11 protein-coding genes are annotated in these 12,735 nt (G+C 56.4%); 4 read left to right on the top strand and 7 right to left on the bottom strand.

The genetic code is table 11. The annotated features are described in order from the left end of the window. Positions 1 to 265 precede the first annotated feature (265 nt). Complete coding sequence (locus ABJT94_RS09285) at positions 266 to 727, top strand: cold shock domain-containing protein (protein WP_348475600.1); 462 nt, start codon at positions 266 to 268, stop codon at positions 725 to 727. A gap of 56 nt (positions 728 to 783) precedes the next feature. On the opposite strand, the gene ABJT94_RS09290 is transcribed toward ABJT94_RS09285, so the two are convergent. After that, positions 784 to 1,182, bottom strand: a complete 399-nt coding sequence (locus tag ABJT94_RS09290) for a hypothetical protein (RefSeq protein ID WP_348475599.1) — start codon at positions 1,180 to 1,182, stop codon at positions 784 to 786. Next, entirely contained in the window at positions 1,160 to 1,465 is a 306-nt protein-coding gene (locus ABJT94_RS09295; RefSeq protein ID WP_348475598.1) for a hypothetical protein, read from the bottom strand. The genes ABJT94_RS09290 and ABJT94_RS09295 overlap by 23 nt, the downstream gene beginning before the upstream one ends. A gap of 98 nt (positions 1,466 to 1,563) precedes the next feature. On the opposite strand from ABJT94_RS09295, the gene dapE reads away from it, so the two are divergent. Further along, on the top strand, positions 1,564 to 2,709 hold the full coding sequence (gene dapE, locus ABJT94_RS09300) for a succinyl-diaminopimelate desuccinylase (protein WP_348475597.1): 1,146 nt from the start codon (positions 1,564 to 1,566) through the stop codon (positions 2,707 to 2,709). Here the strand turns inward: dapE and ABJT94_RS09305 are convergent. Continuing rightward, a complete protein-coding gene (locus ABJT94_RS09305) occupies positions 2,672 to 3,097 on the bottom strand; it encodes a DUF2721 domain-containing protein (protein WP_127555058.1) in 426 nt (141 codons plus the stop codon). The two genes, dapE and ABJT94_RS09305, sit on opposite strands and share 38 nt — an antisense overlap. A gap of 87 nt (positions 3,098 to 3,184) precedes the next feature. Between ABJT94_RS09305 and ABJT94_RS09310 the strand changes: the two genes are divergently transcribed. Beyond that, positions 3,185 to 3,622: a TerB family tellurite resistance protein gene (locus ABJT94_RS09310; RefSeq protein WP_348475596.1), complete on the top strand. Its 438-nt coding sequence runs from the start codon at positions 3,185 to 3,187 to the stop codon at positions 3,620 to 3,622. 208 nt (positions 3,623 to 3,830) lie between these two features. Beyond that, positions 3,831 to 5,027 (top strand): D-alanyl-D-alanine carboxypeptidase family protein, encoded by a 1,197-nt coding sequence (locus ABJT94_RS09315; protein WP_348475595.1) that lies wholly within the window; start codon positions 3,831 to 3,833, stop codon positions 5,025 to 5,027. Positions 5,028 to 5,295: 268 nt separating this feature from the next. Here the strand turns inward: ABJT94_RS09315 and ABJT94_RS09320 are convergent, their stop codons facing one another. The 4 genes from ABJT94_RS09320 to ABJT94_RS09335 all read right to left on the bottom strand — a co-directional run bounded on the left by ABJT94_RS09320 (position 5,296) and on the right by ABJT94_RS09335 (position 12,388). Continuing rightward, a complete protein-coding gene (locus ABJT94_RS09320; protein ID WP_348475594.1) occupies positions 5,296 to 6,648 on the bottom strand; it encodes a 3-deoxy-7-phosphoheptulonate synthase class II in 1,353 nt (450 codons plus the stop codon). Between the two features lie 182 nt (positions 6,649 to 6,830). Further along, on the bottom strand, positions 6,831 to 9,884 hold the full coding sequence (locus tag ABJT94_RS09325; protein WP_348475593.1) for an FAD-binding and (Fe-S)-binding domain-containing protein: 3,054 nt from the start codon (positions 9,882 to 9,884) through the stop codon (positions 6,831 to 6,833). A 235-nt stretch (positions 9,885 to 10,119) separates the two neighbouring features. Further along, positions 10,120 to 10,539, bottom strand: coding sequence for a CBS domain-containing protein (locus ABJT94_RS09330; protein WP_348475592.1), 420 nt, complete (start codon positions 10,537 to 10,539; stop codon positions 10,120 to 10,122). 124 nt (positions 10,540 to 10,663) lie between these two features. Beyond that, positions 10,664 to 12,388 (bottom strand): proline--tRNA ligase, encoded by a 1,725-nt coding sequence (locus ABJT94_RS09335; RefSeq protein ID WP_348475591.1) that lies wholly within the window; start codon positions 12,386 to 12,388, stop codon positions 10,664 to 10,666. Positions 12,389 to 12,735 lie beyond the last annotated feature (347 nt).

The raw sequence follows: 12,735 nt of genomic DNA on the forward strand, positions 1-12,735 counted from the left end.
TCCGGGGCTGGTTTTTGGCGTGATTTTTGGCATTATGACGGGCTTTGCGGTGACAGATCACGGGCATTTTTGTCCCCGGGGTATCGAGCAGGAAGCTCAGTCACGGTGGTTTTGCAGTGGAATCTGCCTGGGTAGCCATTGCCATCCGTTTGGTGCCAGGTGTTGATAGAAGTAATCTACTTACAGCAACAGTCTACTTATAATAACAGCGTATCCAGGGATTGAGCGTAAAAATGACAACAATTCGAACAGTTGAGTGGTAATTATGAACGCAAGAATATTTTTGATTCGTGCCGGCGTGGCGCTGCTGGTAGCCCTTCCGGCACCGGTGATTCTGGCCGCCGCCCTGGTTCTGTCTGGTGTCGGTGGCGAAATGACTCTGGCCGAACTGACCAACAGCCAGGTCAGTGGGGCAGAATGGTCGGCGTTTGCAGCGGTGTTGATTGTGGTGTGTGTGCTGGCCGTTCTGGCGCAATATATGGCTCAGCCGCTGTTGGGACAAGCCGAAAAAGATGATCGCGAAGAAGGCATCGTCAAGTGGTTTAATGTCAGCAAGGGGTTTGGGTTTATTACCCGGGATAACCAGGAAGATGTCTTTGTGCATTTCAGGTCCATTCGCGGACGCGGCCACCGTTCACTGCAAGAAGGCCAGCGCGTGAAATTTGGCGTGGTCGAGAGTACAAAAGGTTTGCAGGCTGAAGATGTCACTGTGGTTCGGCAACGATAAATCGCGGCATTCAGGCACAAAAAAGGCGGGTTTAACCCGCCTTTTTTGTGCCTGTTTTATACCTGGCCGGTTTTCCAGTTGATGGCGGTTTCTGTGCCATCCGGCATGATTTGCACCCAGGCATCGGGATCGTCAGATTCAGTCCAGCCGCCGGCGGCAATGCGGGTTTCCTGATTGAACTGTTCACTGGCGGCGCGGGCACAGGCCGCGTCGTCAGACCAGGGAAGGTCACTGCTGTTCAACCACAGGCTGGTGAACCGACCAACCACCCGTTCGAGCACCAGAATAGAAAATGACTGGCCGTGCCAGTAGCCCGTCATCGCTACGGCATTTTTGGGCATTCCCGGCTGGCGTTTGGCAGGTTCCACCTCGTCCAGTTGTTCTGCAAGCCAGCTTTTCAGAGCGTCGGTGGAAGTGCTGGCAATGTATATTTCAATGTCGGTCGCTTCGGTCATGCGAAGGCTCCAGTAAGAACAGCAGTATGGGCAACAGGCTGATGGCCAGATACCCCATCAGCGCGAAAAAGGAACCCAGCCCCATTAGCAACAGGCCCAGCAACGTTGTCAGTTCCTGCTGCAGAGTGGGCGTGAGCATGGCGTCCGCCAGCAATATCACCATAAGGCCAGCACAAAACACAAAGCCACCCGTGGTAAAGCGTTTCAACGCGACCTCAGGCTCGGGCGTTCGGGCTTTCAGCCAATGATACCATCGGGTTCGCCGGGAAGGTGGAGCTGTCATTGCTGAGTGCGGTACTCCAGGGTTGAACGGGCCGGTTAACGCCCGGGTCATTTACCCGTATCATACGCGCCATCATTCTATTCGTAAAAAGGTCGTCTATGTCCTCTGCAACGCTGACTCTGGCAAAAGAACTGATTTCAAGTGCCTCGGTAACCCCCGACGACAAGGGGTGTCAGACTTTAATGGCCGAGCGACTGGCGGCCGTTGGGTTCACGAACGAGTCAATGCGGTTCGAAGACGTCGATAACCTGTGGTCGGTTCATGGTGATGGCCAGCCGTTGCTGGTGTTTGCAGGCCACACCGATGTTGTACCGACCGGCGAGGCCTCTAAATGGACATTTCCGCCGTTTGAACCGACGGAACATGAGGGCATGCTGTACGGTCGTGGTGCAGCCGACATGAAAGGCAGTCTGGCTGCTATGGTCGTTGCCGCCGAGCGGTTTGCGGTACGTCACCCGGCGCATCAGGGGCGGCTGGCGTTTCTGATCACCTCGGATGAAGAGGGCGATGCCTATAACGGCACCGTCCGGGTTGTTGAAACCCTGACTGAACGGGGAGAGCAGATTGACTGGGCGGTGGTTGGTGAGCCATCCAGTACGGCTGTAGTGGGCGATACCATCAAAAACGGCCGGCGTGGCTCCATGCTCGGGTATTTGACGGTAAAGGGTGTTCAGGGGCATGTGGCTTACCCGCACCTGGCCAAGAACCCGGTGCATTTGGTGGCACCAGCGATTGCCGCGCTGAGCACCGAAGTTTGGGACCAGGGCAATGACTATTTCCCGGCGACCAGCTTTCAGATTTCCAACATCAAATCCGGCACCGGTGCCACCAACGTTATTCCGGGTGATGCCGAGATCATGTTCAGTTTCCGGTTCAGTACTGAAGTCACGGTCGAGCAATTGCAGCAACGTACCCGGGCACTGCTCGATCAGCAGGGGTTCGACTATGATTTGCGGTTTGAAGTAAAAGGGCATCCGTTTCTCACCGACCGCGGTGCTTTGGTTCAAGCCGCAACCGCTGCCGTTGAACAGGTGCAGGGGTTTGCCACCGAGTTATCGACTGCCGGTGGCACGTCCGACGGGCGCTTTATTGCCCCGACCGGCGCCCAGGTTGTGGAGCTTGGCCCGGTCAACGCGACCATCCATAAGGTGAACGAGTGCGTATCCATTGCCGATCTGGATACCCTGACCGACTTGTATCTGGCGATTATGGAGAATTTGCTGACGGACCCGGCTGCGTCGTAGCAGCAGGGTCCTGCAGACCTTTAAGCTGCAGTTGCAGTGCCTGGCCACTGATCTGTACCTCGTACAGGCTGAAGCCCAATGAAGCCACCAGTAATACCAGTGAGGCCGCAAACAGCACGGTGCCGGGGCCAGGTAGCTGCAAAAACAGCAGCAGCATCGACAGTACACAAAAGATGAACGCAATGATGCCCAGTACCTGCATGCGCCGAATGGCGATGATCCGGACTTTCAGATGCAGGATTTGTTCGCGCAAATCCCGGTCCGGGTGTTCCGCATTTTGCTTGTAGAGGGATCGAATAAGCTGGGCAATGACCAGAAAACGATTAGTGTAAGCCAGTAACAACAGGGAAATGGCCGGAAACAGTAAAGCCGGTGTGGTCAGATTCATCTGCTTGCTAGACTCCAGTGTTAGCATTTCCAATGCGATGCCCGGAGGCCACCGGTCAGAAACGTGAATAAAGACGAAGAGGTCGCTATGTTATCCAAAATCATGGCCTGGTTTGATACTCCCGAAGAGCCTATTCCCGAATTGACCGTGGAAGAAGCCATTACCGTGCTTATGGTCGAGATCATGATGTCCGACCACGACCCGGACACCCGTGAACAGGCGGCCATTATTGAACGGTTGATGGATCGCACCGGAGAACCGCGCGAGGACATTCAGGCTCTGGTTACCCGCGCCCGGCAAACCCACGCAGACAGTCATGATCTGTATCAGTTTACCAAGTTACTGAATGAGCAGCTGAGCGTCGATGAAAAAATGGATCTGATGGTCGATCTATGGCGCACGGCCCTGGCCGATGGAGTGATTGACAAGCATGAAGATCACATGATCCGGCGTCTGTCTGACCTTCTGTATTTGCACCACAGCCACTTTATCAGGGCAAAGCACCTGGCGATGGAGGTAGATTGACCCCACATCAGACAAATTATTGACACCTTGGCCCCTGTTTCGAATCAAGTATTTAATTTATTACTTCAATAGGTAGCGGTGCGTTGCAAATAGCGTAAAGGCAGCCGATACTGCGCTGTGACCGGTGTCTCATACTAAAGATTAGAGCGCTCCGGCCGCCATCAAGCATGGTTAATGTGCCTGATACATCATTTTCTGGAGTACATGCGTGAATCGAAGACAATTCCTGTACCAGACGCTGTCCGCATCGGCAGTGTTAGTTGGAACAGGCTATGCCTCCGTTGACATGATACGGCGTTCGTCCAAGGTTTGGGGTCCGACCGAGGCCGAGCAGGCAAAAGCTGCGGTAGAACAAGCCTTGAAAGGGGCTCCCCTGGTTGATGAAGCGGTGTCGCACAGTGCGACGCCCTTTGCGGCGGCGCCTGATCGTGAAGGGCTCAGCTATGCTCAGCCGGCCAGGGCCATGCAATCGATGGGTCCACGCTATGAGACACCCAATGAGGCTACTGGCCTGACAGTGCCTGCCTCGTCCGAGGCAGTAGCGGATGTGTCACCACAACCGGCCATTTCAAATACCCTGGCACCCGACTTCGCCACCATGACACCCGCGCAGCCAGAAGGCCCGGTGTTGGATGAAACCGCTGCAGCGGTTGAAGCCCCGGTATACGTTGCTGAAGTGGAAGACGAAGCAGAACGGGTGCGCCAGAAAGTCGAGCATTTCGAATACGACTTTTCCGATGACGTGTTGATGACAGACACTGAGTATACGACTCTGGTATCGGCTCTGGAGCGTTTAAACCGGGTTCAGTCCTATGTCGGTCATGGCCATTTCAACGTGTTGTCATTCGATGACATGTTGCGTTATGCCCGTTATCAGCCACGCATCGGCGACTTTCCGACGGCAGAACTCGATTACCTGGAAAAACTTTTCTACGACGACGTCTCACGCCTGGGCTTTTTTGGCGAGCGGGTGATCTCTGACCTGACACACAGTTACGCAGAAAATGACATTTCCAAGATTCCCGGCAGCGGGCACTATTTGCTGCGCGGCGACTCGGAAGCCTTCTACGATAAAGTTCGTGAGAAAGTAGGGGATACGCTGTTGTTGACCAGCGGCGTGCGCGGTGTGGTCAAGCAATACCACCTGTTTATGGCCAAAGCGGTACAGGCGGAGGGGAATTTGTCGCGTGCCTCTCGCTCTCTGGCACCCCCGGGCCATTCCTACCATGCCATTGGTGACTTTGACGTAGGCCGGGTCAACGGTGGGCTCAGTAATTTCACCGCCGATTTCGCCCAGACGGATGAGTTCAAAAGACTCCAGGATCTGGGATTCGTCAAGATCCGCTACACCACCGACAATGAATACGGCGTACGTTACGAGCCGTGGCATATTCGGGTTGTTTGAGACACAAGACATAAAAAAAGCGGGCTAAGCCCGCTTTTTTTATACTTCAGGCACGGACAATCTTGAGTCGCGAGCCCGCGTCAGCCACCGGGTAGGTCTATCCGGGTGGTGCGACATATCGCTCGGCGTAAACCTATCCATGGCGGTCCGACGTCTCGGGCCTAGGCTTCGGCATCCATGCCTCAGACTACCCCGGATAGACCTACCCGGCAGATGACACTCAGTTTTGGGTTGCAACTTCTTCCGCTTAAACCCGAAACTACAGGTTTTATCCCTTTCTCGCCTGCTTCACTGCATCAGCAATCAGAAACGACAGTTCCAGTGCCTGGTCGGCATTCAGTCTTGGGTCGCAGTGGCTGTGGTAACGTTCTGCCAGGTCGTGTTCGGTGATCTCGAAGGCGCCGCCGATGCATTCGGTTACGTTGCGGCCGGTCATTTCAAAGTGAACCCCACCGGCGTGTGTGCCTTCAGCCCGGTGAATCTGGAAGAAGTCTTTTACCTCCGACAGAATCGAATCAACGGCGCGCGTTTTGTAACCGTTGCCGGTCTTTATGGTGTTGCCGTGCATTGGGTCGCTGCTCCAGACCACGTTGCGTCCTTCCGCTTTCACACGCTGCAACAGGGCCGGGAAATGGTCGGCGATTTTGTCGGCGCCCATGCGCACGATCAGGTTCAGGCGACCGGGTTCGTTATTCGGGTTCAGGATATCGATCAGGCGGATCAGATCTTCCGGGTCGGTACTGGGGCCAGCTTTCAGGCCGAGCGGGTTGTGAATGCCACGGCAGAACTCGACATGGGCACTGTCGAGTTGGCGGGTGCGGTCGCCGATCCAGAGCATGTGCGCTGAGCAATCGTACCAGTCGCCGGTCAGGCTGTCCTGACGGGTCAGGGCCTGCTCGTAGGGCAGCAGCAGCGCTTCGTGAGACGTGAAAAACTGGGTCTCGCGGATCTGCGGCGTGTTGTCCGGAGAGATCCCACAGGCGCTCATGAACGCCAGGGTGTCGTCGATCATGTCGGCCAGATGCTGGTAGCGTTCGCCCTGGGGGCTTTTGTCGACGAAACTCAGGTTCCACTGGTGTACCTGATGCAGGTCGGCCAGCCCACCCTGAGCGAAGGCGCGCAGCAGGTTCAGGGTTGAGGAAGACTGGTGGTAGGCCTTCAGCATTCTCGCCGGGTCGGGCACGCGGCTGGCTTCGTCGAAATCGATGCCGTTGATGATGTCGCCGCGGTAGGAGGGCAGGGTGACACCACCGATGGTTTCATCGTCGGCCGAGCGTGGTTTGGCAAACTGGCCGGCCATGCGGCCGATTTTGACCACCGGGCTTTGTCCGCCAAAGGTCAGCACAACCGCCATCTGCAGCAGCACTTTGAAGGTGTCGCGAATCTGGTTGGAATTGAATTCCTTAAAGCTTTCCGCGCAATCACCGCCTTGCAATAAAAAGGCATCACCATTGGCAACGCGCGCCAGTTGCTTTTTAAGCGCACGGGCCTCGCCGGCAAACACCAGTGGGGGCTGGTGGGCGAGTTCGGATTCAACGGCGTTCAGCGCCTCCTGGTCCGGGTAGGTGGGGAGTTGGCGAATGGATTTTTGGCGCCAGGATTCAGGGCTCCAGGATGTCATGAGGTGTCCTTTGATTCAGTTCCGGGTTGTATTCGCGGGTGGTGTTTCAGCGTAACCTGACGGTTGCAGATTTCACATCATTGCATTCTATGCGATCGATTCACGATTGCTATTGATGATTCGGCAATGCTGGTTTGCGCGCAGGTGATTCAGGAAACGGTCACCCCGTTCGGGGGGGACCGTTAGCCGGTAAATCGATCGGCCAGATACTGCAGCGGGTGTTTCAGCGTAACCCCCTGCTGACGTTGCGCCTGGCTTCTACATGAATAACCGGTAGCGACCCACTGCTCGGCTGGCTGATTTTCCAGCAAGGGGCGCCAGGAAAGATCATAAATGGTGGCTGACGTGCCTTTGTTGCGGGTTTCGTGGCCATAGGTACCGGCCATGCCACAGCAACCCACCGCTTCATGTTCGAGCGTTAGCCCCAAGGCAGAAAAAACCGACTGCCAGTCTTTCATACTGGCCGCAGCATTGGTTTTTTCGGTGCAGTGGCCAAGTAATTTGACCGTTCCCGGCTTAAACCTGCTTTGTAGTGATTCCAACTGTGCCAGCCGTTGACCCAAAAATTCCTGCAACAACAGCACGGGCGTTACGTCACCTTCCAGGTACTTTTTGTATTCCGACCGGTAAGCGAGGGTCATTGACGGGTCGATACCGACCAGTGGAATACCGCTTTTTTCCAGCTCTGCAAAATCTCTCTGGCGCCGTTTGGCAACCCAGGTGAAGGTTTTCAGGAAGCCATGAACGTGCAGGGGTTTGCCGTTGGCTCTGTAGGGCAAAACCCAGACTCTGAAACCCAGTTGCTGCAGGCAGCGCAGAATATCGGCCACGGTATCGGTGTCGAAAAAGCTGGAGAAGGCATCTTGTACAATGACCACAGACCGCTCGCGTTCAGCCGCCGGCAAGCCCTGAAGAATGTCTGCCTCGGCCCAGTCAATGCCCAGCTTGTGCATCAGGCTGCCCAGTTGATGGCGGTGTATGCGCGGGCTGTCGACCATGCCGGCGACATGCTCCAGAAACCATTGCACCGGTTTTGCCGCCATTAGGCCATTGTAGACCCATTTGAAGGGGCGCTTTGCCAGCCAGGGAATGACAAATTCCAGGGTGCCAATAAAGTAATCCTTGAGCGGGCGCAGATAACGCCCGTAATACAGATGTAAAAACTTGGCGCGGAACTCCGGCACATCGACTTTGATCGGGCACTGGCCGGTGCAGGATTTACAGGCCAGACAGCCCGACATTGACTCGTAGACTTCGTTACTGAAGTCATAATCGCCACGCTCCCGGCGCCAGGTGTTCCAGGCGCGCGGAATCCAGTGCAGCAGTGGTACGCGGCGCGCTTCGGCCGCAGCCAGGCTTTGGGTATTTTGACCTTGCTCGCCGAGCAGCCGGGTCCACTCGCGAACCAGTGAGGCGCGCCCCTTGGGCGAATGCTTGCGCTCGCGGGTGCCTTTCCAGGAGGGGCACATGGCGTCGTTCGGGTCGTAGTTGTAGCAGGCACCGTTACCGTTGCAGTACATGGCTTCGGATTGATAAGACCAGCTTTCCACCGGGATGGTGCGGTCGTAGTCGCCGCGCAGTGTCACCGCATCGATCGCCAGTAACTTGAGTTCAGGTGCTGTCGTGGCAATTTTGCCAGGGTTGAGCTGGTTGTGCGGGTCGAAGGCGCGTTTGATCGCCTGCAATTCCGGGTACAGATCGCCAAAGAAGGCCGGTGCAAACTCGGAACGGACGCCCTTGCCATGCTCACCCCAGAGCAGGCCGCCGTATTGTTGAACCAGCTCAACGACAGCATCCGTCACCCGGCGCACCGTTTTGACTTGCTCCGGGTCTTTCATGTCCAGCGCTGGCCGTACGTGCAACACACCGGCGTCTACATGGCCAAACATGCCGTAAGTCAGACCTTCGTCGTCCAGGACTTTACGGAACGCCATGATGAAGTCGGCCAGGTTTTCGGGAGGTACTGCGGTATCTTCCACAAAAGGTACGGGCCGCGCCTCGCCCTGGGCATTGCCCAGCAACCCAACCGATTTCTTGCGCATACCCCAGATTTGATTGACCGCCTTGTTACCCCAGGCCACCGAGTAGCCATTGCACTTGCCGGGTTGCCCCTGCAACGCATCGAGGGAGTCAGTCAGGCGTTTTACGCCGGCCTCCAGGGTGGCATCGTCGTCGGCCGTAAACTCGACCAGGTTGATGCCATTGACGATCTCGCCCTCAGCGGATGGGAAGTACTCGGCCACGGTGTTCCAGACGATATCGCCCTTGGCCAGTTCCAGCACTCGGCTGTCGACCGTCTCGATCGAGGTCGGCCGAGCCTGCATCAGTGTCTGTGCATCGCGCAGGGAGGTTTCAAAGCTGTCATATCGCACGTTAACCAGTGCAGACACTTTGGGAATGCTGAGTACATTCAGCCGCGCCTCGACAATAAAGCCGAGAGTACCTTCCGAACCGCACAGAATGTTGTTCAGGTTGAATTGGCCCTGATCATCACGAATATGGGCCAGGTCGTAGCCGGTCAAACACCGGTTCAGTTTTGGAAAACGAGCTTCGATGTCCTGCTGGCGACGCTGGTGGATATCGTCGACCGTCTGGTGGACTCGTCCGGTCAGGCCAGGCTGTGCCTTGGCTTCAGCGAGACGGGTTTCGTCCAGGACCCCGGTTTCCAGTAGAGTGCCATCCAGTAATACAGTGCTCAGATTCAGCACGTGATCCCGGGTTTTGCCATACATGACCGAGCCCTGGCCACTGGCATCGGTATTGATCATGCCGCCAATGGTGGCCCGGTTACTGGTTGACAGCTCCGGTGCGAAAAACAGGCCGTGGGGCTTCAGCGCGGCATTCAACTGGTCTTTAACCGCGCCACCCTCAACCCGCACCCAGCCTTCTTCAGCGTTGATTTCCAGAATCCGGTTCATGTGCCGGGAGAGGTCGACCACAATGCCGTCGGTCAGAGATTGGCCATTGGTGCCGGTACCGCCGCCGCGTGGGCTGATGACAATGCTGTGCCAGTCGGGCTGGCTGATCAGTCGGGTCAGCCGCTGTAAATCTTCGCGATGGCGCGGGTAGATCACGGCCTGAGGCAACACCTGATAAATGGAGTTATCTGTCGCCAGAACGGTGCGGTTGGCGTAATCCGGATTCAGTTCACCCTCAAACCCGGTTTTGCGCAGGGCATCGATAAAAGCAAGATAATGGCTCTGGACCGGTGATACATCTTTCAGGCGTGGAATCATGAACTGGGACACTTGGCGACAACGACGGAGGGTATTCTAACGAAATACCCGCTAAATTCGAGGTCCGTTGACGCCAGGGTGTAAATTGAGGGTGGTTAACGTTGCTAGGGGAACACGGGTCAGAAACTCAAGAGTCGGAGTTTGCTGCAATGACCAGCGACGGTATCCGTCGCGGGCCAATGCCTCAAAGGCAAGCCGAACTCTGATTGTTGAGTCTCTGAGCCAGAGGCTCCCACTAGGCCGTTTCTTTGTGCCAGGCCCGAAGCCGCAGCAGGGCGGCGAGCACATCAGTACGGGTGATTTCACCGATGAGTTTGCGGTGATCGGTGACCGGGTATTTTTTGGGTTTGTCCTGGGTCATGATCTGGGCAAGATCGATGATGCTCATCTCGCCCGACATGGTGAGCACATCTTGGCGCATGATATCTGAGACGAGGGTCGTGTTTTCCCGGTAGTAGCTGTCGGTGATCAGGTGCTTCAGGCAATCTTGTTCTGAAATGTAGCCAACCAGATGGTGCTGATCGTCAACCACCGCACCGCCGAGCATCTTGTTTTTCAACAGTTTCTGAACGGCTTCGGTAACGGTCGCTGTTGCTGGAATGGTGACCCGGGCCGGGGTCATGCAGTCAGCAACGGTGAGGGACTCCTGCTTCATGTTGGACTTCTCCTTCCAGGCTAACGGGAAGCGCAACGGCCGATACCGGTGCGCTTCGCAGATTGGGTGCCCAGGTCAGAGACACCCATTATTAGCTTAGTAGGCGGCCGAGCGTCTGTAAAATTCAGCGGCCCAGGCTGGTCAGGATGTGTGCGATGGCGTCTTCTTTCTTCAACACCACTTTGTCGTCGGCGCCGCGTGCCTTGTATTCCAGCTCACCATCGGCCAGACCGCGGTCGCTGACAACGAGGCGGTGTGGAATGCCCATCAGCTCCATATCGGCGAACTTGACGCCCGGGCTGGTTTTCTTGTCACGATCATCCAGCAATACCTCGATGCCGGCTGCTTGCAGGTCGGCGTAGAGTTGCTCGGCGACTTCCATCACCTCAGGTGTTTTGTGCGCATTGAGCGGTACGATACCGACCTGGAATGGCGCCAGTGCATTGGGCCAGATGATGCCGTTTTCATCGTGGTTTTGCTCGATGGCAGCAGCGACGATGCGACTGACGCCAATGCCATAACAGCCCATGTTCATGATCTGGCTCTTGCCGTTCTGGTCGAGCACGGTCGCGTTCAATGCCTTGGCGTATTTGTTGCCAAGCTGAAAAATGTGGCCAACTTCGATGCCCTTTTTGATCAGCAGGGTGCCTTTGCCGTCCGGGCTCGGATCGCCTTCGACCACGCTGCGCAAGTCGGCAACGGTTGGCAGAGCGACGTCGCGCTCCCAGTTGACGCCAAACCAGTGCTTGTCGTCTTCATTCGCACCGGCACCAAAATCAGACATGACGCTGACGGACCGGTCGATGATCAACGGAATCGGCAAGCCAACCGGGCCCAGTGACCCCGGGCCAGCGCCTACGGCCGCGCGAATGGCTTCTTCACTGGCCATGGTCAGCGGCGCTTTAACACCGGGCTGTTTCTCGGCCTTGATCTCGTTCAATTCATGGTCACCGCGGACGATCAACGCGATCAGGCCACCCTCAATGTCCTCTTCCGCTTCGACGATCAGTGTTTTGATGGTCTTCTCGATGGGCAGGTTGAAGCGTGTGACCAGGTGTTCAATGGTCTTGGTATCCGGTGTATCAACCTTGCGTAATGCTTCTGTTGCTTCGCCTCTCGGTTCCGACGGCATCAGCGCTTCGGCCATTTCGATGTTGGCGGCAAAGTCGCTGCTGTCGGAAAAGGCGATGTAGTCTTCACCGGAGTCGGCCAGTACCTGAAACTCGTGCGAGGCCGCGCCGCCCATGGCGCCAGAGTCGGCCAATACCGGGCGGTAGTCGAGGCCCAGGCGGTCAAACACCCGGCAGTAGGTGGCGTACATATTGTCGTATTCGGCCTGCAGTGACTCCGGCTCGATGTGAAAGGAGTAGGCGTCCTTCATGATGAACTCGCGAGCGCGCATCACGCCAAAGCGGGGCCGGAATTCATCACGGAACTTGGTCTGAATCTGATAGAAATTGACCGGCAATTGCTTGTAGCTGGTCAGTTCATTTCGTGCGATGTCGGTGATGACTTCTTCATGGGTCGGGCCGAATACAAAGTCCCGCTCATGGCGATCTTTCATGCGCAGCATCAGTCCGTCCATAGCGTCGAAACGACCACTTTCCTGCCACAGTTCAGCCGGCTGGATGGAAGGCATCAGCAATTCCTGAGCCCCGGATCGGTCCATTTCCTCGCGCACGATTCGTTCGACTTTGCGCAAAACCCGCAAGCCCGTCGGCAGCCAGGTGTACAGGCCCGAGGCCAGCTTGCGGATCATGCCGGCCCGCAGCATTAATTTGTGGCTGACAACAACGGCATCGGCCGGGGTTTCCTTGACGGTGGCGATCAGGTACTTGCTTGCGCGCATTGGAGATCTCTGGGTTGCAATGAGTGTTGGCCGCGTATTGTAGGGACAATACGCCTGAAGGTGTAGTGGTGCCCTTATAACTCAAGTTTTGGAGTTCGCGGTTGGCTATGTTGCCAGTCGTCCGCACCGGCCACCAGGTAGGGCTATCGAGGGTCGGGCGGGATGCCGCCCACTCAACCCATCCATGGGGCCTGGACCGCAGCATCCTTGCTGCGGACCACCCTCGATAGCCCTACCTGGCATCCGGTGCTAATTCTTTGCTAGCGAACTCCAAAACTTGAGTTATAAGTACAAGCCCTAGTTTCGGAGTTAGCAACCAACTGAGTGTCAGGTGCCGGGTGTGCCTA

Source organism: Saccharospirillum sp., assembly GCF_039982735.1.
Taxonomy (GTDB): Bacteria; Pseudomonadota; Gammaproteobacteria; order Pseudomonadales; family Natronospirillaceae; genus Saccharospirillum.

Excerpts from the sequence above, each read along its gene's own strand:
- ABJT94_RS09290 (WP_348475599.1), bottom strand. The coding sequence starts at position 1,182 with ATGACCGAAGCGACCGACATTGAAATATACATTGCCAGCACTTCCACC.
- ABJT94_RS09335 (WP_348475591.1), bottom strand. The coding sequence starts at position 12,388 with ATGCGCGCAAGCAAGTACCTGATCGCCACCGTCAAGGAAACCCCGGCC.
- ABJT94_RS09310 (WP_348475596.1), top strand. The coding sequence starts at position 3,185 with ATGTTATCCAAAATCATGGCCTGGTTTGATACTCCCGAAGAGCCTATT.
- dapE (WP_348475597.1), top strand. The coding sequence starts at position 1,564 with ATGTCCTCTGCAACGCTGACTCTGGCAAAAGAACTGATTTCAAGTGCC.
- ABJT94_RS09325 (WP_348475593.1), bottom strand. The coding sequence starts at position 9,884 with ATGATTCCACGCCTGAAAGATGTATCACCGGTCCAGAGCCATTATCTT.
- ABJT94_RS09320 (WP_348475594.1), bottom strand. The coding sequence starts at position 6,648 with ATGACATCCTGGAGCCCTGAATCCTGGCGCCAAAAATCCATTCGCCAA.
- ABJT94_RS09305 (WP_127555058.1), bottom strand. The coding sequence starts at position 3,097 with ATGAATCTGACCACACCGGCTTTACTGTTTCCGGCCATTTCCCTGTTG.
- ABJT94_RS09330 (WP_348475592.1), bottom strand. The coding sequence starts at position 10,539 with ATGAAGCAGGAGTCCCTCACCGTTGCTGACTGCATGACCCCGGCCCGG.
- ABJT94_RS09295 (WP_348475598.1), bottom strand. The coding sequence starts at position 1,465 with ATGACAGCTCCACCTTCCCGGCGAACCCGATGGTATCATTGGCTGAAA.
- ABJT94_RS09285 (WP_348475600.1), top strand. The coding sequence starts at position 266 with ATGAACGCAAGAATATTTTTGATTCGTGCCGGCGTGGCGCTGCTGGTA.